The 25,006-nt window shown below is 74.2% G+C and carries 19 protein-coding genes; 7 read left to right on the top strand and 12 right to left on the bottom strand.

Annotated elements, in window-relative coordinates; translation table 11 throughout:
• Position 1: 1 nt before the first annotated feature.
• Genes ACIBK9_RS43345 through ACIBK9_RS43335 form a run of 3 tightly spaced genes read right to left on the bottom strand, consistent with a single transcriptional unit; the run spans position 2 to position 3,070 of the window.
• Positions 2–838, bottom strand: coding sequence for a carbohydrate ABC transporter permease (locus ACIBK9_RS43345; protein ID WP_397164806.1), 837 nt, complete (start codon positions 836–838; stop codon positions 2–4).
• On the bottom strand, positions 832–1,719 hold the full coding sequence (locus ACIBK9_RS43340) for a sugar ABC transporter permease (protein WP_358283053.1): 888 nt from the start codon (positions 1,717–1,719) through the stop codon (positions 832–834). The genes ACIBK9_RS43345 and ACIBK9_RS43340 overlap by 7 nt, the downstream gene beginning before the upstream one ends.
• A gap of 28 nt (positions 1,720–1,747) precedes the next feature.
• Entirely contained in the window at positions 1,748–3,070 is a 1,323-nt protein-coding gene (locus ACIBK9_RS43335; protein ID WP_397164805.1) for an ABC transporter substrate-binding protein, read from the bottom strand.
• Between the two features lie 286 nt (positions 3,071–3,356).
• Here ACIBK9_RS43335 and ACIBK9_RS43330 point away from each other — a divergent pair, with 286 nt between their 5' ends.
• From ACIBK9_RS43330 to ACIBK9_RS43320, 3 genes are all read left to right on the top strand, one after another.
• Positions 3,357–4,358: an SIS domain-containing protein gene (locus ACIBK9_RS43330; RefSeq protein ID WP_358283057.1), complete on the top strand. Its 1,002-nt coding sequence runs from the start codon at positions 3,357–3,359 to the stop codon at positions 4,356–4,358.
• An 89-nt stretch (positions 4,359–4,447) separates the two neighbouring features.
• Positions 4,448–5,320 (top strand): PfkB family carbohydrate kinase, encoded by an 873-nt coding sequence (locus tag ACIBK9_RS43325; RefSeq protein WP_397164803.1) that lies wholly within the window; start codon positions 4,448–4,450, stop codon positions 5,318–5,320.
• 43 nt (positions 5,321–5,363) lie between these two features.
• A complete protein-coding gene (locus ACIBK9_RS43320; protein WP_397164801.1) occupies positions 5,364–6,452 on the top strand; it encodes a LacI family DNA-binding transcriptional regulator in 1,089 nt (362 codons plus the stop codon).
• 15 nt (positions 6,453–6,467) lie between these two features.
• On the opposite strand, the gene ACIBK9_RS43315 is transcribed toward ACIBK9_RS43320, so the two are convergent.
• The gene (locus tag ACIBK9_RS43315; RefSeq protein WP_352349574.1) at positions 6,468–6,755 is read right to left on the bottom strand and encodes a DUF3040 domain-containing protein; all 288 of its coding nucleotides are present in this window, start codon (positions 6,753–6,755) and stop codon (positions 6,468–6,470) included.
• Between the two features lie 361 nt (positions 6,756–7,116).
• Positions 7,117–7,725, bottom strand: coding sequence for a Dps family protein (locus ACIBK9_RS43310; protein ID WP_387668468.1), 609 nt, complete (start codon positions 7,723–7,725; stop codon positions 7,117–7,119).
• 184 nt (positions 7,726–7,909) lie between these two features.
• Here ACIBK9_RS43310 and ACIBK9_RS43305 point away from each other — a divergent pair, with 184 nt between their 5' ends.
• Entirely contained in the window at positions 7,910–8,044 is a 135-nt protein-coding gene (locus tag ACIBK9_RS43305; RefSeq protein WP_358283063.1) for a hypothetical protein, read from the top strand.
• 96 nt (positions 8,045–8,140) lie between these two features.
• On the opposite strand, the gene ACIBK9_RS43300 is transcribed toward ACIBK9_RS43305, so the two are convergent.
• The gene (locus tag ACIBK9_RS43300) at positions 8,141–8,581 is read right to left on the bottom strand and encodes a PPC domain-containing DNA-binding protein (RefSeq protein WP_387668465.1); all 441 of its coding nucleotides are present in this window, start codon (positions 8,579–8,581) and stop codon (positions 8,141–8,143) included.
• 37 nt (positions 8,582–8,618) lie between these two features.
• Positions 8,619–9,158 (bottom strand): hypothetical protein, encoded by a 540-nt coding sequence (locus ACIBK9_RS43295; protein WP_397164799.1) that lies wholly within the window; start codon positions 9,156–9,158, stop codon positions 8,619–8,621.
• A 99-nt stretch (positions 9,159–9,257) separates the two neighbouring features.
• On the opposite strand from ACIBK9_RS43295, the gene ACIBK9_RS43290 reads away from it, so the two are divergent.
• Positions 9,258–12,542, top strand: a complete 3,285-nt coding sequence (locus tag ACIBK9_RS43290; RefSeq protein ID WP_397164797.1) for a protein kinase — start codon at positions 9,258–9,260, stop codon at positions 12,540–12,542.
• 170 nt (positions 12,543–12,712) lie between these two features.
• On the top strand, positions 12,713–15,802 hold the full coding sequence (locus ACIBK9_RS43285; protein WP_397164795.1) for an AfsR/SARP family transcriptional regulator: 3,090 nt from the start codon (positions 12,713–12,715) through the stop codon (positions 15,800–15,802).
• Between the two features lie 83 nt (positions 15,803–15,885).
• Here the strand turns inward: ACIBK9_RS43285 and ACIBK9_RS43280 are convergent, their stop codons facing one another.
• From ACIBK9_RS43280 to ACIBK9_RS43260, 5 genes are all read right to left on the bottom strand, one after another.
• Positions 15,886–16,860 (bottom strand): hypothetical protein, encoded by a 975-nt coding sequence (locus ACIBK9_RS43280; RefSeq protein WP_397164794.1) that lies wholly within the window; start codon positions 16,858–16,860, stop codon positions 15,886–15,888.
• On the bottom strand, positions 16,860–18,260 hold the full coding sequence (locus tag ACIBK9_RS43275; protein ID WP_397164792.1) for a phenylacetate--CoA ligase family protein: 1,401 nt from the start codon (positions 18,258–18,260) through the stop codon (positions 16,860–16,862). The genes ACIBK9_RS43280 and ACIBK9_RS43275 overlap by 1 nt, the downstream gene beginning before the upstream one ends.
• Positions 18,261–18,514: 254 nt before the next feature.
• A complete protein-coding gene (locus tag ACIBK9_RS43270) occupies positions 18,515–19,894 on the bottom strand; it encodes an FAD-dependent monooxygenase (protein WP_397164790.1) in 1,380 nt (459 codons plus the stop codon).
• A 54-nt stretch (positions 19,895–19,948) separates the two neighbouring features.
• Positions 19,949–22,984, bottom strand: coding sequence for a hypothetical protein (locus ACIBK9_RS43265; RefSeq protein WP_397164788.1), 3,036 nt, complete (start codon positions 22,982–22,984; stop codon positions 19,949–19,951).
• Between the two features lie 115 nt (positions 22,985–23,099).
• Entirely contained in the window at positions 23,100–23,882 is a 783-nt protein-coding gene (locus ACIBK9_RS43260) for an SAM-dependent methyltransferase (RefSeq protein WP_397164786.1), read from the bottom strand.
• A gap of 98 nt (positions 23,883–23,980) precedes the next feature.
• Between ACIBK9_RS43260 and ACIBK9_RS43255 the strand changes: the two genes are divergently transcribed.
• A complete protein-coding gene (locus ACIBK9_RS43255; RefSeq protein ID WP_397164785.1) occupies positions 23,981–25,006 on the top strand; it encodes a hypothetical protein in 1,026 nt (341 codons plus the stop codon).

Here is a 25,006-nt window from a genome sequence, read left to right as displayed (position 1 = left end):
CTCACTTCCCGACCCCGTCGGCGAGGCCCTTGACGATGTAGCGCTGGCCGAGGAAGAACAGCAGCACCACGGGCAGCGCCGCGATCACCATCCCGGCGAAGACGACGGGGAAGTCCGTGCCGTGCTTGCTCATCAGGCCGGTGAGGCCGACCGGCAGCGTCTGCACGCCGGCGCCGCTGGTGAAGACCATCGCGAACAGGTACTCGTTCCAGGCGAACAGGATGTGCAGCAGCACAGTCGAGGTGAGGATCGGCTTGCACATCGGCAGGACGATCCGCCAGAACGCGGTCCAGCGGCCGCACCCGTCCATCTCGGCGGCCTCGTCCACCTCGCGCGGCAGGTCGATCATGTACGCCCGGATGAGGAACGTCGTGAACGGGATCCGGAACGCGGTGTAGAGGATCAGCAGCGCCCAGAAGCTGTTGTACAACCCCATGGCCTGGAACATCTTGACCAGCGGCACGAGCGCCACGGTCGGCGCGAGCATGAGCCCGCCCAGGATGGCCATCGTGACGAACCGGTTGAACGGGATGTCCACCCGGGTCAGCCCGTAGGCCGCCCACGCGCTGACGAACACGGTGGCGACCGTGGAGGTGAGCGTGACCAGCACGCTCGTCGTCAGGTAGTCGCTCACCCCCCGGTTCCACGCCTTCTGGTAGCTCTCGAAGCTCCAGCTCGACGGCAGCGCGAACGGGTTGCCGAACAGCTCGCTGTTGGACTTGAACCCGTTGAGCACCATCCACAGCAGGGGATAGAGCACGACCACCGCGAGGCAGAGCAGGAACGCCCAGAGGAACACGCGCGCGATCACGCCGAGGAAGCCGCGGCGACTCACCATTCCACCCTTCTCTTACGGGTGACCCACATCTGTCCCACGGCGATGCCGAGCGTGATGACGAAGATCACCGTCGCGATGGCGGCGGCGTAGCCGAAGTTGTTGCGCACGAAGCCGCTGCGGTAGAGCCAGGTGCCCAGGACCTGGCTGGAGTTGTCGGGGCCGCCGCTGGTCATCACCATGACCTCGTTGAACACCTGGAAGGCGCCCGAGACGGTGACCATCATCATCAGCCCGGTCATCTCCCGCACGAGCGGCACGGTCACGTGGAAGAACCGCCGGACCGGGCCGGTGCCGTCGATGGCGGCGGCGCCGTAGATCTCGCGCGGGATGCGCTGGATCGCGACCGCGAACAGCAGGGTCGAGTAGCCGAAGCCCTGCCACTGGCTCATCGCGATGATCGCCGACATGGCGGTGCTCTCCTGGCCCAGCCACGCCTGGGCCAGGCCGTCCAGGCCGATCGCCCTGAGCAGGTGGTTGAGCGGGCCCAGGTTGGGCTCGTAGATGAAGTAGAAGAGCAGGCCGGCGACGGTCATCGAGATCGCCGACGGGATGAAGTACACCGCCCGCAGGCCGCGCTGCCACCGCTCACTGCGGACGCCCTCGATCAGCGCGGCCAGCAGCAGCGCGCCGAACACCTGGAAGACGATCGAGACCACCGCGTACAGGACGTTGTTGCCCAGCGAGGACCAGAAGACCGGGTCGTCGATCAGCTTGCGGTAGTTGTCGAGCCCGACGTACTCCTGGGTGCCGCGGTAGATGTCCCATTTGAGGGTGCTGAACTGGAAGTTCTGCACCAGCGGCAGGTAGACGAACACCACGACCAGCGCGAGCGCGGGAGCCACCCACGCCAGGCCGAGCGCCCGTTGACGTATGGCACGCACCGGCATGCTCTCCCTCCGGCCGCCCGGCCTACTTCGCCGACTCCGACGCCTCGCGGACGCTCGCCAGCACCTTGTCGGGGGTCGAGCCGCCGCTGATCAGCGCCTCGCCGCCGGCCAGCCAGGCGTCGGCGACCTCGGGCACGGTGACGGTGTCGAGCCACGCGGCCAGCCGCGGCGCCTTGTTGACCTGCTCCATGCCCTCGTAGACGGCCTTGCTGGAGGTCTCGGGGCTGACCGCGCCGACGACCGTGCTGGGCTGCCCGTACGGGGGCGCCGACAGGGTCTTGGCGTTCTGCGTGGAGGTCACGAACTTCATGAAGTCGACGGCCAGCGCGGCCCGCGGCGACCTGGCGTTGATCAGGTAACCCTCGGGAGCGCCCTCGATGGTCTTGGGGTCGCCGGCCGCGTTCTGGGGGGCGGGGAGCTGGAAGATGCCGAAGTCGTCCGGCTTGAGGCCGTTCTTGTCGGTGGCGTTGTCGAACTCCAGGACCTCCTGGTAGTACATGGCCGCCTTGCCGTCGTGGAAGGCCTGCTGCGCCGAGCTGTAGAGCACGCCGTTGGTGCCCTTGCCGGTGTCGGTGCAGGTGTCGACCAGGGTCTTGAACCGGTTGAGCGCGGTCACGTAGCCCGGGTTGTCGAGCTTGGCCGTCTTCGGGGTGAAGTCGGCCTGCAGGACGTCGGCCGGCACGTCGTAGGCGAAGAGCTGCTGGAGGTAGTGCAGGGCGGGCCAGCCGTCCTTGTTGCCGAAGGCGATCGGCTCGTAGCCCGCCTTGCGCAGCGCCGCGCAGCTCCCGACCAGCTCCTCGAACGTGCCGGGCACCTTGACGCCGGCCTTGTCGAAGGCGGTCTTGTTGTAGCCCATGAACTTGCCGTTGCCGTACAGCGGGATGCCGTAGTACTTGCCGTCGTAGGCGAAGGCCGACAGCGAGCCGGGGCTGAACGTTTTGCCCCACTCGGTGTCCGGGCCGATCACCTTGCTCAGGTCGGCGGCCCGCCCGCCGCGCACGAAGTTCTCCGCCCAGTTGCCGCTCCAGGTGAAGAAGACGTCGGGCAGCGCGTCGGAGGCGGTCAGCGTCTTGGTCTTGTCCTTGATGCTCTGGTCGGTCTCCTGGATGAGCTCGACCTTCACGCCCGGGTGCTGCTTCTGGTACGCCGCGGCCAGGTCCTCGAAGTACGGCTGCAGCGGCTCGCCGGCGAACTTGGTGAGGATGCTCAGCGTGCCGGAGAAGTCGGGCGTGGCGGACAGGTCGGCGGCGGGGGCCGTGGCCGCTCCGTCGCCGCCGCCGGAACAGCCGGCCAGGGCGAGCGTCCCGAGGAGCGCCGCGAACGACGTCATTGCGCGAGGGCGCATGGGCTTCCTTTCTCTCGGAGGGAGAGGGGGACCTGCCGGTCCGCGGTGGGGGTGTTGGCTGACTGTACAGATGAACTGATACCGGTACCAGACCGCGAAGCAAGATTTTCTTTCCGAGCGCCTGCCTGTGGGCTTTCTCCTGCGACGAAACAGCAGTACGAGGCGGGTTCTCGCAGGTGGGGTGTTGACGCGCGGCCGGATCCTGTGTCAGCGTGACCTCCGCGTGATACCGGTATCAGGCCGCTGGACGCCGCCGGCCCGCAAGCTTTCCCGAAAGGACGCGAAGATGCTCGGATTCAACGAGCCGGAATTCCTGTCGCAGCTGGCCAGCACCGTGGCCCTGCGCCCCCAGATCGAGGAGCTCGTCGATCGGCTCGTGGACCAGGGGTTCGACACCCTCCTGCTCGTCGGCGCCGGCGGCACGTACGCCCAGATGTGGCCCTACGAGCACCTGGCCAGGCGCAGCTCGACGCTCGACGTGCGCGCCGCGATCGCGGCCGAGCTGGTCGTCTCGGGCGACGCCCGGCTCGGTGAGCGCACGGTCGCGATCTTCACCTCGGTCTCCGGCACCACCGAGGACAGCCTGCGCGCGATCGAGTACGTCAAGGACAAGGGCGCCTACACGGTCGGTTTCACCGGCTACCCCGACTCGCCGATCGCCAAGGCCGTGGACGCCGTGCTGGTGTCGGAGCCGAAGGCGTGGCCGTTCGACCAGCAGATGTTGCTGTTCATGGGCCGCCTGCTGTCCCGCCGCGGCGAGTTCGAGGGCTACGAGAAGCTGGCCGGCGAGCTGGCCGGGCTGCCCGGCGTGATGCTGGAGGTCGCCCGGCAGGCCGAGCCGGTGGCCGCCGCGTTCGCCGAGGCCCACAAGGACACCGACTACCACTTCCTCATCGGCGGCGGGAACCTGTGGGGATTCACCTACCTGTACTCGATGTGCATCCTTGAGGAGATGCAGTGGCTGCGCACCACCAGGGTGCACAGCGCCGAGTTCTTCCACGGCTCGCTGGAGCTGCTGGAGGAGGACACGAGCGTGCTGATCTTCCAGGGCGAGGACGAGACGCGCCCGCTCACCGACCGCGCCGAAGCCTTCGCCCGGCGCATCTCCAAGGACGTCACCGTCTTCGACACCCGCGACTACCCGCTCGACGGCATCAGCCCCGAGTTCCGCGGCCTGCTCGCGCCGCTCGTGCTCGACACGGTGCTGGGCCGGGTCAGCAAGCACCTGGAACGCGTCCGCGACCACTCGCTCGACCTGCGCCGCTACTACCGGGTCATGGACTACTAGGCCGCCGCCACCTCCGCTCCCGCTCCCGCCCGCCGGGACGGGAGCGGCCCCGGCCTGCCCATCCCGAACCCCCTCGGCACAGGAGAAACATGAGAGTCCTCGGCTTCGGCGACAACATCGTCGACCGGTTCGTCGATCGGGGCATCGACTATCCGGGCGGCAACAGCGTGAACGTCGCCGTCTACGCGGGCCGCCTCGGCGTCGAGGCCGCCTACCTCGGGGTCTTCGGCGACGACGACCTCGGCGGCTTCCTGCGCGAGGCCGTCGCCGCGCAGGGCGTCGCGGTCGACCGCTGCGTGGTGCGTCCCGGCGAGAGCGGCGTGTCGCGGCTGCGCGTGGACGACGGCGACCGGGTCTTCCTGGGCTGGAACGGCGGCGGCGTCACCGTGCGGGAGCCGCTGGCGCTGACCGGCGACCTGCTCGCCTACGCCGGCTCGTTCGACCTGGTGCACTCCAGCGTCTACTCCGGCAGCGAGGACGAGCTGCCCGGGCTGGCCGGTCTGCGGCCCCTGGTCAGCTTCGACCTGTCCAGCGAGGACGACTACCGCGTCCCCGCCTACCTGGACCGCGTCTGCCCGCACGCCGACCTGGTGCTCCTGTCCTGCTCCCACCTGGACGCGGCGGGCACCCGGGACCTGCTGGCCCGCGCCGTGGCGAGCGGCGCCCGCCTGGCCCTCGGCACCAGGGGCGTGGACGGCGCGATGGCCTACGACGGCCATGACCTGGTCGCCGCCCCCGCCCGGCTGGTCGAGGACCCGGGCAAGATCGTCGACACCATGGGCTGCGGGGACGCGTTCCTGGCCGGGTTCGCCGTCTCCCTGCTGCGCGACGGCTGGCGCAAGGGCGCCGCGCCGGGCCGCGGGGCGGTCCTGCGGGCGCTGCTGGCCGGCGCGGAGACCGCCTACGACCAGTGCTTCGTCGAAGGCGCCTTCGGCTTCGGCAGGCCCGCCCCGCGCGGCTAGCATGGGCGTGCCCGCGACCCCCCAGAAACGAGGAACCCGTTCGATGGCAGCCGACCGGAGCCAGTCGGGGCGGCCGACGATCTCGGAGGTGGCCGCCGAGGCCGGCGTCGGCCGCGCCACCGCGGCCCGCACCCTCGGCGGCTACGGCTATGTCAGCCCGGAGCTGCGCGAACGGGTGCTGGCGGCGGCCGAGAAGCTCGGCTATCGCACCAACGCCCTGGCCCGCAGCATGTCCACCGGGGTCAGCCACACGCTCGGCGTGATCCTGGCCGACATCGGCAACCCGTTCTTCGCGGGCGTCATGCGCGGCATCTCCGACGCCTCGCGCGCCCGCGGGTTCGACACGATCGTGCTGAGCACGTACGAGCGGCTCGACGAGGAGGTGGCGGCCACCGACGTGCTCATCGACAAGCGGGTCGACGGCGTCATCATCGCCTCGGCGGCCGTGGGGCGCGACGAGGTCAAGCACATCAGGGCGGCCATGGGCCGGGGCATCCCGATCGTGCTGGTCGACCGCGCGGTCGCGCCGCTCGACCTCGACACGGTCGTCATCGACAACCGCGGCGCGGCCCGTGAGGCGGTCGAGGTGATGATCGCGGCCGGCCACCGGCGCATCGGGTTCGTGTGGGGGCCGTCCTCGGTCGATCCGCCCGTGACCAGGCGGGCGCTGCTGGAGAAGGCCCGCAACGTGTGGACCGACGGCGAGCGCCTGCGCGGCTACCTCGACGCGCTCGACGACGCCCGCATCCCCTTCGATCCCGAGCTGGTCATGACCGGCCCGAAGACCGAGGAGTGGGCCACCCAGGAGGTGGCCCGCATGCTGGCGCTGCCCGACCGCACCACCGCCCTGTTCTGCACCGAGACCGACGCCGTGACCGGGGCGCTGCGGGCCGTGCGCGCCGCCGGGCTGTCCTACCCGGCCGACATCTCGCTCATCGGCTTCGACGACAGCGCCTGGGCGGCCGTCATGGACCCGCCGCTGACGATGATCGAGCAGCCGGTCCACCAGCTCGGCGCGAAGGCCGCCGAGGTGCTGCTCGACGTGCTCGACGGGGCCGAGCCGCGGCACGACGTGCACACGCTGCGCTCGCGCCTGGTCAGCCGCGCCTCGGTCGCCCCGCCGCCGTCCTGAGCGGGCGGCCGGCGGTCATGGACGGGTGACCTGGGGCGAGGTGGTCACCACCTCGCGCGTGGGGCGCGGCGCGGGCGGGGTGCGCGGACGGCCCGCCGCCACGAACACGACCGCCGACAGCAGCGTCATCGCGACCACGATGACCAGGATGAACGCCATCTCCCTGCGGGTCACCGGGCAGCGGCGGCGGCGGGCCGGTTTGGCGTTGAGCGCGTCGATGCGGCAGGCGAAGTCGCGGTCCTGCCAGCGCAGATCCTGCTCGATCTCGGCCAGGATGCGGCGTTCGCGGTCCGACAGGCTCATGGCCGCCGCTCCCGTCCCGCGACGCCGTGGGCGGGGGCGGGCGGTGAGGTCAGCGGTTGGGTCATGTCGTTCTCCGTCGCTCCCGGTCAGAAGTAGCCCCCGTCAGGGCGGCCCGGTCGGGGTCGGCCCTGGTCAGAGGGCGTCCCGCTGGTGAGGCACGCCTTCGTGGCGGCGCGCTCTGGCGGGTCGCCGGCGGCCCCGAAGGCCCGCGATTCCTGGCGTACCCGGCGGTGCGGGCTCGATGCGGCGCCTTACTGCGCCCGGTATGAACCGTTACGTCCGGTGTGCGATGTCCGGCTAAATCCAGACATTTCCTTCACCTGGCGTCGATTTCCGGCTTACCGGACATCGGGCGGGCCGGTCAGCTGTCCGGCTTCTCCACCAGCGGGGTGTCCACCAGGTGCTCGATCAGGAACCAGGTCTGGAGCTCGTTCGTCCTGATGACGTCGGAGACCAGCAGGTCGTTGGTGCCGTCGTCGCCCATCTCCTGCGCCCGGGCGGCCGCGTCGTGGGCGGCCACGAGGATGGTCTCGTGCGCCTCGATCAGGCGCGAGAGCATGGCGGGCACCTCCTCGCAGCCGTTCGGCGGGCGCGGGATCACGGTGATCTCGGCCACGTGCCGGGGGTCGCCCACCGCGACGCCGCCGAGGGTCTGCACGCGCTCGGCCATCTCGTCCACCAGCGCGATCTGCTCCGAGGCGTGCTTGTCCAGCAGTAGGTGGAGCTGGTAGAAGGTCGGGCCGCGCATCAGCCAGTGGTGCTTCTTGTACAGGCTGTAGAGGATCTGGGTGTCGGCCAGGATCTGGTTGAGGCGCTGGCAGGAGTACTCGCGCGCGTCACGGGAGAGGCCGAGCGGGAACATCCGCACGGTGCCGTACTCCTGGATCTCCACGCCGTTCACGTGCAGCCAGGGCTGGCTGTCGGGCTTCGACCGGGTCGGCTTGGCGGAGCGTTTGGTGGGCACGTACATCTCCTCAGATAGTCGGAACAATCGCCCGGAAACCTCCCCTTCGGCGCGCCAAGCGCCCCCACGAGCCCGCACAAGAGCCGGTCAACATCCGGCGTCCGCGATCGTTTGCCCGCAGGTCAGAGGGGTAGCCGGAGCGATGGGCGCGGGGGAGCCCCGTGCCCGGTCCGCCGGGAGGGGGATGAGCATGCGACGCAAAGAGCCCGAGGACGAAGAGACGCCCGCGGCCGACCTCGAAGGCCCCGCAGGCGAGGAAGAGTACGACGAGGAACGCGAGCGCTTCGAGCACATGAAGGAACTGAACCCGGACGACTTCGAGTGACCGCCGCCACCCGGCGACCGGACGGGAGCGGGCCGGGCCGGCGGCCGGGCGGGGGTAGCGCAGGAGGAGAGGCCGGCGGCGGCGCAGGCCGAGGGGTCAGCGCAGGTCGATGAGGGCCAGGCCGGTGGCGGGGTCGTGGCGGCGCCGCAGATAGCTGGGGGACTGCGTGACGATCACCTCCAGCGTCGGCCACACCTCGCCGCCCAGCAGGTGGCCGCCGCGGGTCGTGCCGTCCGGCAGGCCCACGACCGCATGGGCGTGCAGGGTGGGCCGCACGTCGTCGTCGGGCATGGCGAAGTCGCCGATCAGGGAGAGCACCTCGGTCTGGCGGTCGACCGGGATCGGGTCGTAGCGGAGCGCCTCCGGGTCGAAGAAGCCCAGCGTGACCTGCCGGAACCCGCCGATGCCGGTCAGCCGGGCGGCGCGGACGCCGTTGTCGGCGGCCCACGCCGTCAGGCTCTCGACCACCTCGTCACCGGGGTCGAGGACCACCGCGTACGTCTGTTCCTCGACGGTGGAGAGCCGCTTGCTGCGCATGACGATCTCCTGCCCGCACGGCGCGCGGGCAACCCGGTCACTTCCAGACGGCCTTGGCCAGGATGTTCCCCAGCCCGGGGGTCTTCCACTGGTCGACGACCAGCACCTTCTCCTTGCGCAGGTACCAGATGCGCTGGGTGAAGGACACCGGGACCGGCTTGCTGGTCCTCGTCTGGCAGCCCAGTCTCCACTCGGTGAAGCGGGCCTGGTGCCCCGCCCCCACCTGCACGGTCGCGGCGCGGGACGGCCGGACGGGCGGCACGCCCTCCAGGTAACGCCGGTCCGGGACGCACTCCACGACCCCGCTGCTGGGGTGGTACGGCTGGCCCGGCCGGTACGTGCCGCCCTCGGAGGCGTAGGCGATGGCCCGCGGCCCGCCGAGGGAGAAGCCGGGGCACTCCGTCGCCCGCTTGGAGCAGGCCCCGGTGACCACGTCGAGCCCGCCGATCGGGTCCTTCTTCACCTTCCAGGAGACCGGTATCTGGATGGTGAACCCCTGGAACGACACGGGTTTGGTGGCCTGCGCGGGCGTTCCGGTCAGAACGAGCGCCGCGCTGAGCGTCAAGGTCATGAGCACGGCGGCGATCCTAGATCCTGACGCCGCTGGAATGTCAAGCACCGATAAATCGGCAAAAATGACCACAACTTTGCCGGCGATCATCGCATCCAACCAGCCGTGAACGCGTTGACCGCCGACGACCCGCAACGCCTGGGCGGCTACTGGCTCGCCGGACGGCTGGGCGCCGGCGGTCAGGGCGTCGTCTACGAGGCCTACGCCGAGGACGGCGCCCGGGTGGCGATCAAGGTGCTGCACGGCGACGAGGCCGGACGGCTGGCCAGGGAGGCCGAGGCGGCGCGGCGGGTCGCCTCGTTCTGCACCGCCCGCGTGCTCGCCGCCGAACTGGACGGCCCGCGCCCCCACATCGTCAGCGAGTACGTCGCCGGGCCGAGCCTGCGCCAGGCGGTCGCCGCCGGACGCCGCTTCCTCGGCGGCGACCTGCACCGCCTGGCCACGGCGGTGGCGACGGCGCTCACCGCCATCCACGAGGCCGGCGTGGTGCACCGCGACCTCAAACCGGACAACGTGCTGCTCGGCCCGGACGGCCCGCGGGTCATCGACTTCGGCATCGCGCGCACCGCCGAGATGTCGCTGACCGCGACCGGCCTGGTGACCGGCACGCCGACGTACATGGCGCCCGAGGTGTTCGGCGGCCAGCGGGCCGGCGCGCCCGCGGACGTGTTCGCCTGGGGCTGCGTCGTGCTGTACGCGGCCACGGGCGCCGACCCGTTCGAGGCCGAGAGCCTGGGCGGGGTGATGCACCGGGTGTTGTCGGCCACGCCCGACCTGGCCGCGCTGCCGGACTCGCTGCGCCCGCTGGTGTCGGCGGCGCTGAGCAAGGAGCCCGGCCGGCGTCCCGAGGCCCGCCAGCTGCTGCTCGCGCTGGTCAGCGGGGACGGCGGGCTCGACACCGCGCGGCTGCTCGAACGCGGCCGACAGGCCGCCCACGTCGCCGGGACGGTCGCCGACCCGTCGCTCGGCACACTGGCCGAGGACTCCTACACCCTGCTGTCCCCCGCGGAGCGGGAGCTGGCGCCCGAGGTGTTCCTGCGCCTGTTCACCGTGGACGGCATGGGCGAGCTGGCCACCAGGAAGGCCGCCCTGGACGAGCTGGTGGCCGGCCGATCGGCGGCCGAGATCCCGGCGGTCACCAGGATCCTGGAGGTGTTCGCGTACCTGCTGGGCCGCGACGGCCGCGAGGTCTGGCTGGCCCGTCCGGCCCTGCCGCACGCCTGGCCGCGGCTGCGCCGCTGGATCGAGGCCAACAGGGAGGGGCTGGCCGTCCACGGCCCGATCCTGGCCGCCGTCCGGCGCTGGGACGACGGCGGCCGCAGGGACGGCGGCCTGTTCCACGGCACGATGCTGGAGGAGGCCCTGAGCTGGGCGGCGACCGCCCGCCGCGACATCAGGCTGTCCCAGGCCGAGCGCGACTTCCTGGAGTCGTCGGCGCGGCTGGCCAAACGCCGGGCCCGCCGCGCCCGGCTGCTGACGTTGAGCCTGGCGGGGCTGCTGGTCGTCGCGCTGGTCGCGGGCGGCGTGGCCGTCCAGCAGAGCAGGCTCGCCGCGGCCCGCGCCGACGAGCTCCAGGACCGCCTGACGACGTCGGAGTCCACGCGCCTGGCCGCGCGCGCCGAGGCGACCCGGCGCAGCGATCCGGTGCTCGCCGGGCTGCTCGCCGTGGCCGCCTGGCGGCTGCGGCCCACGCCGCAGGCCAGGGCGGCGCTGACCGCCGCGCTCGCGCAGCGCGAGCGCGGCATGTTCCGCGATCCGGCCGCCGCCCGCAGCACCCTGCGGGCGCTGGGCGCCGACGGGCGCACGCTGCTCAGCGTCGGCCAGGACCAGGCGCGGCTCTGGGACGTGCGCACGGGCCGGCGCGTCACCCTGATCTCCGGCCTGGGCCTCGGCCGCGAGCGGGTGTCCGACATCGGGCTGTCCCCTTCAGGCCGCACACTGGTCGCCGCCACCGGGCGCCGCGCCCGCGCCTGGGACGCCGGCACCGGCCGCCCGGTCGGCGACTGGCCGGTCCACCGGCTCAGGGACCTGGTCGAGGGCTGGCAGGACGTCGTCCGCCGGCACGAGGGCCGCAAGGTGATCGTCAAGCCGGACGACAGCGAGCAGTGGGACGTCACCGACCCCGCCGCCCGGCGCGGCACGCTGAGCCCCGACGGCCGGTGGCTGGCCACGTCCGGCGACGGGACCCTGACACTGAGGCAGACGGAGGAGGGCTGGACCGAGGAGGTCGGCGAGGGCACGGAAGGCGCCTGGAACAAGGGCGATCCCGTCTTCGACCACACGGGCCGGCTGCTGGCCACCGTCACCGACGCCACCGTCCAGTTCTGGCGGCTGCCCGACAGCCACCTGCTGAGCGCCGTCCCGGTGCGCGGGGACGTGGACGCCGGAACCCGCCCGGCCGCCGCCTTCGACGGCACGACCTTCCGCTACCTCGTCGGCGACCAGGTGTTCGCCGTGGACGTCGCCGACCTGGTGAACGAGCCGGTCGAGGGCTCGCCGTACGAGCGGGCCGACCTCGGCGAGGACGGGCTGCACCTCGTCGTGGACGGCGCGCTCCGTCAGGTCGGGGGCGGGACGTCCAGCCGCCTGCCCACCGCGCACGCGCTCGCCTTCAGCCGCGACGGCCGGAGCCTCGCACTGCTGTCCGGCCACGGCGTCAGCGTCCTGGACGCCGCGACCAGGCAGCCCGCGGGCGGGTTCACGGCGGGGGCGGGGCGGGCGCAGCCCGAGCTCGTCCGCTTCAGCCCGGACGGCGCCCGGCTCGCGCTCGTGCTCGACGGTCCGGGAACCGGCGAGGACGCGGTCGAGCTGTGGGACTGGCGGTCGCGCCGCCGCCTGTGGAGCACGCCCCTGAGCCAGGTCGTGGACCTGGCGTTCGCGCCCGACGGCGGACGGCTGGCGGTGACCGGCCTGGACGTGCGCGTGTTGCGGGCGGCCGACGGCCGGGTCGCGGGCCCGCCGTTCAGCGTCTTCGGCAAGGACGTCCTGGGCTCCTGGGTGCGTTTCACCCACGCGGGGGACGGGCTGGTCGTGTTCGACTCGCGCGGCCGGCTGAGCACGTGGGACGCGGGCGGCCGGCGGCTGACCGAGGGGACCGAGGGCTTCTCCTTCCTCGGCACTCCGGCGTACTCGCCGGTCGAGGACCTCGTCGCGGTCAACGCGGGGCAGGGCCGCGTCCGCCTGATCGACCCCACGACGGGCGGCGACCTCGGCCTGTCCGCCGACCCGGGCGGCGGACTCGACCGCGACGAGGGCGAGCTGCTGTCGATCGCCTTCGCCCCCGACGGCTCGCACGTCCTGACGGTGGACGCCGGCGGGACCGTCGGGCGCGTCCCGGCGCCGCCGAACTGGTGGCGAAGACGGTCTGCGCGCGCGCCGGGCGGGCGCTGACCGAACGGGAGTGGCGGACGTATGTGCCCACGCTGCCCTACCGGCCCGTCTGCGGCTGACCGCGCCGGATCAGGTCAGGGTCCCTCACCCGGGATTGTCAAAACGCCGTCGCGGGGGATGTACTGCCGTCCGGAAAGCCGATCTTTCGGTTCGGCCACGAGGGAGGCACGGTGGACTTCGCGATCCTCGGCACGATCCGGGTCAACGGCCCCGGCGGGCGGGTGCACCTGAGCCGCAAGCAGCGGGCGGTGCTCGGCGTCCTGCTGCTCCACCCGAACGCGACCGTCTCCAGGGAGCGCCTGATCTCCGCCGTCTGGGACGATCCGCCGCGCTCGGCCCTGGCCAACATCCAGACCTACGTCCACCAGCTCCGGCGGTCCCTGGCGGGCGGCGGCCTGCTGGTGCGCACCGAGGGCACGGGCTACGTCTGCGAGGTCCCGTCGGGCAGCCTGGACCTGCTGGTGTTCGAGGACACCCTGCGGCTGGCCCGGCGGGAGCGGGCGGCGGGCGACCTGGCCGCGGCCGAGCGCGCCTACGCCGAGGCCGTCGCCCTGTGGCGCGGCGCGCCCGCCGAGGACGTGCCGCTCACCGGCGCGATGGCCCCCCGGCTCCTCGAACTGGAGGAACGCCTCGCGGTCGCCCGGTCGGAGTGGATCGACGCCCGGCTCGCCCTCCGGCAGGACGACCTCGTCGCCGAGCTGCGCGCCCTCATCGCCGCCCACCCGCTGCGCGAGCGGCTGTGGGAGCAGCTCGTGATCGCCCTGCACCGCGGCGGGCGGCGGGACGAGGCGCTGGAGGCCTTCCGCGAGGCCCGCGAGCTGCTGGTCGCCGAGCTGGGCCTGGAACCCGGCCCCGAGCTGCGCCGCCTGCACGCCGCGCTGCTCGCCGGCGACCCCGACCTCGACCGGCCGCCGGGGGCGACCACGCCGGCCGATCCGCGCTTCCCGGCGGCCGGCCCGGCCGACCAGTGGCCCGGGGCGGCCGTGCCGCTACAGGCGTTGTGTCAGCTCCCGGCCGACACCGCCGACTTCGTCGGCCGGGAACCGGAGATCGCCGAGCTGCTGCCGCTGTTACGGGCGCGGCCGGACCGGCTCAGCCCGCCGATCGCGATCCTGTCGGGCCTGCCCGGCATCGGCAAGACCACGCTCGCCGTGCACCTGGCCCACCTGCTGCGCGCCGACTACCCGGGCGGCCAGCTCTTCGTCCGGCTCGGCCAGGACGCCCGCGGCCCGCGCGACCCCGGCGAACTGCTCGACGTGCTGCTGCGCTCCCTCGGCCTGGACGGCGCCATGATCCCCGCCTCGGCCGAGGAACGAGCCGGGCTGCTTCGCCAGCGGCTGGCCGACCAGGCGGTGCTGGTCGTCCTCGACGACGCCGTGGACGAGGCGCAGCTCCGCCACCTGCTGCCGGGCACCCCGCGCGGCGCGGTCCTGGTGACCTCCCGCTCGCCGCTGCCCGCGCTGGAGGGCGCCGTCCGGATCCGGCTCGACCTGCCCGGCGAGCGGGACGCCCGGCTGCTGCTCGAACGCGTGGCCGGCCGCGACCGGATCGGCGCCGCGCCGGACGCCGCCGAGGAGATCCTGCGTTCCTGCGGCCGGCTGCCGCTGGCGCTCAGGGTCGCCGGCGCCCGCCTGGCCATCCGCCCGGTCTGGCCGGTCCGCGAGCTGGCCACCCGCCTGGCCGGCCACGACCTGGACGAGCTGGTCGTCGGCGGCCTCGACGTGCGGGCGACGTTCGAGCCCGGCTACGCGGCGCTGCCGGAGTGGGCCAGGCACGCCTTCCGCCTGCTCGGGCTGGCCGGGCTGGACAGCGTCGCCGAGTGGACCACCGCCGCCCTGCTCGGCCTGCCCGCGCGGGAGGCCGACGCCGTCCTGGAGACGCTGGTCGCGCGCGGCATGCTCACCTCCACCGAGATCGACGCCGCCGGTCAGCCCCGCTACCGGCTGCACGACCTGCTGCGCGTCTACGCCAGGGAACGCGCCGAGGCGGAGGAGCCGGCCGGGCAGCGGCACGCCGCGCTGACCCGGCTCGCGCTGGAAAGCCTCCGCAGGACCAGGGCCGCCGCCCGCGGCCTGCCCATCCCGCTGTCCCCGCCCTACGAACGCGGAGACCCCGGCCCCGGCACGCCCGCCGACCCGGCTTCCAGCATGCCCGCCGGCCCGACTTCCGGCACGCCCGCCGGCACGGTGTGGTTGTCGGCCGAGCGGCGCACGCTGGTGCTCGCCGTCACCACCGCCGCCGAGCTGGGGCAGGTCGCCACCGCCGCGGAGCTGGCCCACCACCTGACCGGCTACCTGACGATGGAACGTTTCCTGGCCGACGCCGAGCGCGTCCAGCACGCGGTGATCGCGGCGGCCACCGCGGCGGGCGACGAGCGCACGGCCCTGCGGTCCAGGCTGCTGCTGGTCAACATGGACATCGAGCGGGGCCGCTACCCGGCCGCCGACGCGGCGTGCGGGGAGCTGCTGGCCGCCTTCGAGCGGGTCGGCGACCCGCACGGGGCCGCGTACGCGCTGATCAGCCGGGCCGCCGACCGCCACGGCTCGGGCCGGCTGGACGAGGCGCTGGCCGACGCGTACGCGGCGATCGAGCTGCTGGCCGCGCACGACGACGCCGCCGGCCTGGCCTACGCCTGGACGTGGCCGATCTGGATCCACATCGAACGCGGCGAGCACGAGCAGGCCGTCAAGATCGCGCGTGCCCGGCTGGCGGAGACCGGCGAGGAGGACCACGGCACCCGCGGCAACCTGCTGCGCGCCCTCGGCACCGCCTGCTACCAGGCGGGCGAGACGGCTGAGGCGGTCGCGTGCTACCGCGAGAGCCTGCTGACCGCCCAGGCCGTCGGCGACCGGGTCGAGATGAGCAAGGTGCTGCGCAGGCTCGGCGAGGCGCTGGGCGCGCTCGGCCGGTTCGAGGAGGCGGCCGAGACGCTGGCGGCGAGCCTGCGGCTGTTCGTGGAGTGCGGCGACGTCCTGGGCGAGGCGCTGAGCGGGCACGCACTCGGCGTCGTCCGGCTGCGCCAGGGCGACCCGCGCGAGGCGCTGCGGCACCTGGCCGCCGCGCTGGACCGGCTCGGCCGCGACGGCCCGCAGGTGTGGCGGGCCCGCACGCTCACGGAGATGGGCCGCGCCCACGCCCGCCTCGGACGGCACGAGGAGGCGGCCACGGCCTGGCGGCACGCCCTGCCCCTGTTCGGCGACACCCCGGAGGGCCGCCAGGTCGCCGCCTACCTGAAGGACCACCCCCGCGACAATCCGTGACGGTCACCTTTCCGGCGAGCCGTGACGGTCAGCCTCCCGGCCGGCCGTGACGGTCACCTCCGGGCCGGGCGCGGGCCTGCGGCTCAGTCCTGGAGCCACCGCACGACCGGGGTGCCGGTCGCGCCTGCCAGCCGGGCCTCGCGGCGGGCCTGGCCCGGGGTGGCGCCCTCGCCGACGAGCGCGCCGCCGTCGTCCAGCGCGGCCCACACCCCCTCCGGCGCGCCGGCCGGGACGTCCAGCGCGCGGTTCACCGCGGGCCGGCCCGGCGCGGGCGTGCGCCGGGCCGACCACCGCCGCCAGTACAGCCACTGGACGAAGATCAGCGGGCCGAGCGCGGTCAGCAGCGGGATCGGCCGCCCGCCGCCCAGCACGACGGCGATGGAGACCGCCAGCAGCACCGCCTCCAGCCCCGCCGCCCACCAGGCGGCCGCCTTCCCGTACGCCCGGACCGCCACCGCCGGCCAGAGCGACAACATCAGGCAGTCCCCGAGGCCGATCAGTGACGGGTTCGCGCCGTAGGAGGTGGCCAGCACGGGAGCGAACGGCAGCCCCTGCATGCGCTGCACGAAGTCGAGGGTGAGCGAGGACAGCCCGGTGGCCAGCGTGTCGTAGCCGGTGAGCGCCACCGCCAGCGCGGCCACCTGGCCGGGCGTGACCGCCGCCTGCACCCACAGGTTCACCGCCCCGACGACGAGCAGCATCAGCAGCACGTCGTTGACCACCAGCACCCCCGCCGGCCATCCGGCGAGGTGGACGGCCACGTCGGCGGCGCACAGCAGCAGCACCGCCGCCGTCGCCCACCGGCCGCCCAGCACGGGCGCGAGCGTGAGCTGCCCCAGCGTCAGCACCACCAGCCCGAAGACCGACACCACCACGCCGGTCGGCAGGTGCAGGTACGCGAACGGCATCACCACCAGCGCGGCGACCATGACCGCGATGTCGGAGCCCACCATCCGGCCGACCGGCGGCCTGGCCATGACATAGCGGCCCAGGTAGGCGGCGGTCAGCGCGACGGTCAGGGCGACGAGCGCGTACAGCGCCGGCACGTACGGGGTCATCACAGTCCTCGCTCGAAGCTGAGCTCCAGCAGGTCGGCGCGGAGCCGGCAGGGAGTGGGCAGGTCGTCGGCGGTCTCGACCAGGACGATGCCGTCCAGGGGCAGCCCGTGCGCCCGCTCCTCCAGGCGGCCGAGCAGGCCCGCGTCGGACTTGCCGGCCACGACGTACAGCAGGGAGCCCTCCAGCGACCAGCGCGTGGGCAGCGGCAGCGCGTGCTCGGCCTGCAGCACGTCCAGGACGTCGCGCGTGGTGAGCCCGCCGGGCGACACCCGCCCGAGCACGCGCGAGGTCGCGGGCAGCGCGGCCAGCGCGCACGACGGCTGCTCGTCCGCGCGCAGGACCCTGACCAGGTCGCCGGTGACGTACCGGAGCAGCAGGGTGGTGTCGCGGTAGGTGGAGTACGGGGTGACCACGATGGTGCCGACGGCCCCCGGCTCGGCGGGCCGCAGGGTGACGGGGTCCAAAATCTCGACCAGCCCCTGGTCGGCCGGCAGGTGCAGGTGGCCGTCGGCGCAGACCCGGCCGCCCACGGGGGCGATCTCGGTCATGGAGTAGCCGTCGCGGACCTGCGCGCCGAACGTGTGCTCCGCGCGCACGCGCAGCGCGTCGGTCAGCACCTCGCCGCCGGACCAGATCGTGCTCAGGCCGAAGTCGCCGGCCTGCCAGCCGCCTCGCTCGGCCTCCCGGACCAGGGCCGCCAGGTAGGAGGCGGTCACGTTGAGCTGGGTGATCTGCGGGTGTTTGCCCGGCACGTGCATCGGGGTGGCCAGCCGGTCGAGCGCGACGGCCGGATCGACCGCGCCCAGGTGCACGAACGCGGCCCCGGTCCGCGTGACGGCCCGCTCGGTGAGGATCTGGGCGATGGACCGCGAGCTGATCGCGTTGGCCCACAGGTCGGCGGAGCGCAGGTTGCCGGCGAGCATGAGCGCCAGCGCCGACATCGAGGACATCAGCTCGATCTCGTACGCCGAGAACCACACCATGGTCGGCGTCCCGGTCGTCCCCGTCGTGTGCGCGAGCACGACCGGGCGGGCGCGGTCGGAGACGAACGCGGCGGGCATGCCGCGCAGGTCGGCCTTGGACGTGGGCGGGATCGTGGACAGCGTCGCGGGCGTGATCGAGCCGGGGTCCACGCCGTTCGTCTCGAACCAGCGCCGGTAGTAGGGGCTCTCGGCGGCCGCGTGGCGGACCGTGCGCCGCAGCCGCCGCCGGGTCAGGTCCTCCTGGAGCTCGGGGTCGCTGCCCGCGAGCAGGTCGTCGGCGCCCTCGCCCGGGGACCCGAACGTCTCCAGGGTCACGCGCATGTCGTCGGCCAGCGCGTTCACGTCCCGCAGGCGGAACCTGCGGCCCGACATCATCGACCAGGCATAACCGAGCTGGCGTACCGCGGTGCCGAACACGCCTCGTCCTTCCGCTCGTGTGGGGGGTGGCCCCCCGGGAGACGCGGTCCCCCGGGGGTGCACGCGAGGGTGATCAGCCGTTCAGCACGAAGATGGCGGTGGACAGGGCGCTGACGGCGTACTTGGCGTAACGGCGAGCGGTCTTGACCATGAGGATCTCCCTGGTTGCTCGGGGCGCACGGGTGGCGCCCGCTGAGATCCAAGGATGTGCGGGGGCGCAAGAGAGCCACTACAGGTTCACTACAGAGGGGCCCTCACACCAGCGTCAGGTAGTGGGTCAGCTCGGCGGCGGAGTCCGTGGCGATCCCGACGTGGCCGTCCGGGCGCACGAGCGTGTGCCGCGCCCCGCCGTACGGCTCGGCCGGCGCGTACGCCCGCACCTGCGGGCCGCCCGGCACGCGGGGCGCGGGGTCCGGCGACAGCAGCGTGAAGTGCGGGCCGCGCAGCAGGTCGAACAGGCGCGCCCGGGAGCCGCCGGCCAGCCGCAGCGGCCCGTCGGGCATCCGCTCGCCGCCCGCGCGGGCCAGCGAGCCGCCCCGGTAGCCGACCCGGAGCTGGTAGGTCTCCTCGTCCCGCTTGTACGACTTCCGGTCGTGCAGGTCCGTGCTGAGGCCGAGCACGCGGGCGGCGACCGGGCGGCGCTCCTCCTCGTAGGTGTCCAGCAGCGACGCCGGCCCGCCGGTCAGCGCGCGGGCCAGCTTCCAGCCCAGGTTGTAGGCGTCCTGGACGCCGGTGTTGAGCCCCTGGCCGCCCGCCGGGGAGTGCACGTGGGCGGCGTCCCCGGCCAGCAGCACGCGTCCGGCGCGGTAGGCGTCGGCCAGCCGGATGTTGACCCGGTAGAGCGAGAACCACAGCAGCTCGGTGACGCGGGCCGCGCGCAGCATCGAGCGTTCGGCGAAGAGCCGCTGGAAGCCGGCCAGGGTCAGGTCAGGCGTCGCGCCCGGCCTGAGGGGGGCCATGAACTGGAAGGCGTCGGTGCCGGCCATGGGATGGAGGGCGACCATCCCCCTGCCCGGCCGCACCCAGGCGTGGATGTGCTCGCGGTCCAGCCCCTCGACGCGCACGTCCCCGAGGACCATGCGCTCCTCCTCGCGGGTCTGGCCGGTGAACCCGATGCCGAGCGCCTTGCGCACCGTGCTCCTGCCGCCGTCGGCGGCGACCAGGTAGCGGGCCCGCAGCGTCGTCCCGGTGCCGAGCCGGGCCGTCACACCGTCCGCGTCCTGCTCGAAGCCGGTCAGCTCGGCGCCGTGCTCGACCGCGCCGCCCAGCTCGGCCAGCCGTTCCCGCAGCAGCGCCTCGGTGCGCCACTGCGGGTGCATCCGGACCATCGGGTACGGCACCTGCTCGCTCGCCGCCGCCGGCCGGTGCATGCGGCCCTGGTAGACCGGCAGCCGCCCGATCCTGACCCGGATCGGCGGGTAGGGCGTCGTCCCGGCCAGGACCCGGTCGACGATCCCGAGGTCGTCGAAGATCTCCAGCGTGCGCGGCTGGAGGCCCTTGCCCTTCGAGCCCGCCGAGGGCGCCGCCGCCCGCTCGACGACGCGGTGGGCGATCCCGCGCCGGGCCAGCTCCACGGCGAGGGTGAGGCCGGTGGGCCCGGCGCCGACGATGAGCACGTCCGTCTTGTCCGTCATGGGGGGACCGTGCCAGGTACCGCTGCCAGATCTCTGTCAGCGCCCTGCCGGAGGTCACGAGCAGGGCGGACGGTAGGGCAGGTCGTCGAAGTAGCGCCGCCACTCGGCCCGGGTGAGCGGCATCCCGGCGGCCTCGCAGACGCGCGCGGCCACCGACTCCGGCCGCAGGTCCCACAACCGCAGGTCGCGCCCGGCGGCCGAGACGAGGGTGTGGTCGTCGGCGTACAGGACGGTCCCGAGGTCGGGGTGGGACAGCTCGGCGATCGGCCGGCGGGAGCGCAGGTCCCACAGGCGGGTGGTGCGGGAGGCGTCCGTGGTGGCCAGGGCGGCGCCGTCGGGGCTGAACCCGGCGACCAGGACGGTGCCGCCGTGCCCGCGCAGGACCGCCGGACGGGGGGCGCGGCCCGGATCGGCGATCCGCCAGACGCGGGCGGTCCGGTCGTGGCCGGTGCTGACCAGCACGTCGCCCTTCGGGCCGAAGCGCACGCCGGCCACCGCGTCGGCGTGCTCCTCGTGGTGGGCGACCTGGTCGAGGGCGCGGCGGCGCACGTCCCACAGCCGTACGCCGCGGTCGGCGCCGCCGCTGGCCAGCAGGCCGCCGCCGGGGCTGAAGTCGAGCGCGCCGACGTCGCCGAAGCCGTCGCGGGCGGCCAGGCGGCGCGGCGGGCCGGTGACGTCCCAGAGCAGCAGCCGGCCGCCGTGGTCGCCGGTGGCCAGGACGCGTCCGTCGGGGCTGAGCGCGGCGACCGCGAGGCCGCGCACCGGCAGCCGGACGTGCCGGGCCGGGCGGTAGGGGTCGCGGATGTCCCACACGGTCACGGCCACGCCGCGCTCGACGGTGGCCAGGCGGCGGCCGTCGCCGCTCAGCGCCGGGGCGGCGGCTGCTGGAACGTTCCAGCGTGACAGCAGCACGCGGTGGCGGGGATCGCGGACGTCCCACAGCGCGCCGCCGCGCGTGCCGGTCGTGGCCATGAGCGTCCGGTCCCGGCTCAGGACCAGCCCGGTCACCGGGTCGGGCACGCGCACCGGATGGCGCCACTGGTAGAAGGCGCCGGCCGCCGACCCGGTGGCCAGCGCCTGGCCGTCGGCGGTGAAGGCGAGGCCGAGCACGCGGTCGGGGTGCGGGAACGAGGTGACCTCCGCGCGGCTTGCGAGGCTCCACAGCCGGACCGCGCGGTCGTCGCCGGCGGCGGCCAGGACGGTGCCGTCCGGGCTGAAGGCCAGGGCGCCGGCGGGCTCGCCGTACCGGACGGGCCGCTCGCAGCGGCGGGCGCGCAGGAGGCAGACCCAGGTGCCGCGGGCGGGCGCCGACCAGGCCAGCGCGCCGCCGTCGGGGCTGATCGCGAGCGCGGCGGGGCCGTCCTGGAGGCCGGTCGCGATCGTGTCCGCGGGGGAGGCGGGCCGCGCCGGGTCCCACAGGCGCACGCTGCCGTCGTCGTGGCCGGTCACCACCGTGTCGTCGCCGACGGCGAAGCGGGTGACCTGGGCGGAGGCGCGTACCGGGGGCAGGGCGACCGGACGGCCGGCGAGCCGCCAGCGCCGGACGCCGTGCGCGGCGGCGGCCAGCACCGTGCGGCCGTCCGGCGTGAACGCCGCCGTCGCCGCGCCGGGCAGGGCGGCGACGTGCCGGGGGCGGGCGGGGTCCACGACGTTCCACACCTCCACCCCTTGCCGAGTGGCCGCCAGCAGGACGCGGTCCCCGCCGGACGGCCGGAAGGCGAGCGCGCCGACCGGCCCGGCGGCCCGCGGCAGGGTGGCCAGCGGGGTGCGGCGGCGCGAGTCGGTGGCGTCCCACAGCTCGACCACGCCGTTGTCGGCGCCGGTCGCGAGCAGGGCGTGGTCCTGGCTGTAGGCGATCGCCCGCAGCCGGTCGCCGGCCGAGCGCAGGCGGGTGGCGTACGGCTCGGCGGTGTCGAGCAGCGTGCCGCGGGTGCCCGGGGTGTCGGCCAGGCCCTGGGCGGCCACCGCCACCTGCATCGCCAGCGCCGGGTCCGTGGCCCGCAGCGCCCGCGCCTGGACGGCGGCCCGCTCGGCGAGCGCGGTGACGCGGGCGGCGCTCGCCCGGCCGCTCTTCTGCCACGCCAGCCCCGCGCCCGCCCCGGCGACCACCACCAGCACCACCAGCGCCACGACCAGCCCCCGCACCCTCCGCCCGACCGGACACCCCCTGCCGCCCCCACCGGAGCCTGAGGAGAGTGCCGCGGGCCCCCCGCCAGAGGAGGAAGCCGCCGCCTCCGCGCCAGAAGAGGGCCCAACGGGTTTCTCCCGGTCGGGGGAGGGGGAAGCGGGCGTGGGGCCGGGGGGGAGGGGTGGCGCGGTGGCTTGCCGGTAGGCGGCGTGGGTGAGGGTGTCGCCGTCGCGGCGGTGCCAGGTGGCGCGCATCGCGTGGGACAGGCGCGGCAGCGCGTCGGCCGCCGCCGGGGCGTCGTCGCGGACGCCCAGGTCGTGCAGGATCGTCTCGGCCAGCCCCGGCTCCAGGGACAGTCCGGCGACCCGGGCCGGTTCGGTGATCGCGCGGCGCAGCTCGTCGCCGGTCATCGGGCCGAGCGGCAGCGATCGCGTCCGCAGCGCCTCGACCAGCGGCGGAAACCCCAGGCACCGCTCGTAGCAGCCGGCCCGCATCCCGATCACCACCGGCAGCCCGCCCGCCGCGAGCGCGCACAGCTCCTCGACGTACGCCTTGCCCCCGGACCCCGCCCGAGCCGTGAACAGCTCCTCGAACCGGTCGACCACCAGCAGCGCGCACTCCTCCACCGGCCGCCCCCCGCCCCGGACCGGGGAGCCGGGCGTACGCCACAACACCCCGGCGCGACCCCGCTCCGTCGCCCCCGCCGGCGAACCCGCCAGGACGGCCGGCACCAGCCCGGCGGCCAGCACCGACGTCTTGCCCGACCCCGCCGCCCCGGCCAGCACCACGGGATGGGCGGCGCGCGGCTCCCCGAGCAGCCCCACCAGCTCGGACACGACCCGCTCGCGCCCGAAGAACCACCTGGCGTCCCCGGTCGTGAACGGCCCCGGCGGCCAGGGGCACGGATCCCGCGCGCACCGGTCCCGCTCGCTCCCCAGCCCCGCGCCGAACCCGTCGTCCATCCCGCTCCCGTCACTCGGTGAAGTTGATCGGGGACTCAGGGTACGCGGGCCCGCCAGGCGGCGTACGCCGGTCGGCAAGGCGGCATCGCCCGGACCGGCGCGAAGCCGGGGACGGTCAGCGCTTGCGGCCGACGCCCGCGCAGTAGACGGCCTCGCGGTCGGCGTACAGCGTCTCGGGGACGGGACGCCAGCGCGGCAGCGGCACCACGCCCGGCTCCAGCAGCTCCAGCCCGTCGAAGAAGCTCGTGACCTCCTCAAGGCTGCGCAGCGTCATGGGCGCCCCACCGCTCTCGTTCCAGTGGCGCACGCCCTCTTCGAGCCGCCTGCCGACCACGCCGTGGGAGATGGCCAGGTGGCTGCCCGGCGCCATCGGCTCCAGCAGCTCGGCGATGATCGAGCGGGCCTGGCCGGTGTCGGGGAGGAAGTCCACGACGCCGAGCAGCGTCAGCCCGATCGGCCGGTCGAAGTCGAGGTGCTCGGCGGCGGCGGCCAGGATCTTGCCGGGCTCGCGCAGGTCGGCGTCGACGAAGGCGGTCGTCCCCGCGGGCGCGGCCCGCAGCAGCGCCCGCGCGTGGGCCAGGACCATGGGGTCGTTGTCGACGTACACGACGTGGCTGTCCGCAGCCACCGACTGGGCGACCTGGTGGGTGTTGTCCGCCGTGGGGATTCCGGTGCCGATGTCCAGGAACTGCCGGATGCCCGCCTCCCCGGCCATGTACCGCACCGCGCGGCCGAGGAACTCCCTGTTCGTACGGGCCAGCACCGGCAGGTCGGGCACGGCGGCGAGGATCTGCTCGCTCACCATCCGGTCGATCTCGTAGTTGTCCTTGCCGCCCAGCCACAGGTCGTAGATACGGGCGGGGCTCGGAACATCGGTGTTCAGCGAACGTTCGCTCATCGCGACGCCTTCCGGACGAAAGGGGCTACGGGGGAGATCGTAGCCCCAAGATCCCTCCAGCGGGCCACGTCCGGGCGGCCGGGCCTAGGCTTCCGGGGATGATCCACTTACCTCCCGCCCGAGCCAGGGCCGACGTGCACGTCACCCATCACCAGATCGTGGTCGGCGAGCCGGGCCGCGCCCATCCGGGAACCGTCCCCAACGGACTGACCGCCGCGGCGCCCGGCGCCGCCGTGATCCGGACGGGCATCCACACCGGCGTCGTGGACGTGACCGTACGGCTGGCCGAGACCGCCCCGCCCCTCGACCCCGAGGGCTGGGACGAGAGCGAGGAGGTGGAGCTCGTCACCTTCACCGGCGAGGTGCGCCTGTCCGGCATGACGCACTCCCCGCCGGACGCCCTGCCCCTCCTGACCCCCCAGGGGCCGGGCCGTTACGGCATGCGCGTGCAGGCCCGCGGCCGGGACGTCGACCCGGCCGCGGTGCCGAAGGTGCCGTTCGAGTTCTACCTGGTGACCGTCTGGCCCATGGAGACCGGGCCGGAGGCGGCGGCGAGGCTCGGCATCGGGGTCGCCGAGGAGCTGGGCCTGCCCGACAAGCCGACCGAGATCCAGCGATGGACGCGCGAGCACGGCCTCCCGCACTCGGAGCGCGGCCGCAAGGCGTCGGGCCGGGACGAGCGGCCCGCGCTGCCGCACCCGGTACGGGTCACGGTGGCGACCGCCGACCACCGGATCCGGATCGTCAACCCCTTCCAGGACACCGCCGTCCCGCCGCCGCTGCCGGACGGGCTGGTCGCCGCCGCCCCCGACTCGCTGCTCATCCGTACGGCCAAGCGTGCGGGACGCGTCGGCCTGCACGTGAACTGGCAGGACGGGCCGCCCGTGGCGGCCGTCCGAGGCTGGGAGGAGAGCGAGGAGGTCGAGTTCGTCACCACCACCGGCCTGATGCGCGTCCGGGGCGTCGCCGACGAGCCGATCGACCTGACGCCCCAGGGCGCCGGGCGGTACGGCCTGCGCGTCCACGGCCGTCGCCGGGACCGGCCGACGCCGTCGAACCAGCCGTCGGAGGCGTACCTGCTGGTCGTGTGGCCCATCGCCCTGGGGGCGGCCGCGGCCCGGTGA

The organism is Nonomuraea sp. NPDC050227, assembly GCF_044459705.1.
In the GTDB taxonomy this organism is placed as follows: Bacteria; Actinomycetota; Actinomycetes; order Streptosporangiales; family Streptosporangiaceae; genus Nonomuraea.
Note: the sequence above shows the minus strand (reverse complement) of the source record. Positions and strands in the feature narration are given on the sequence as shown.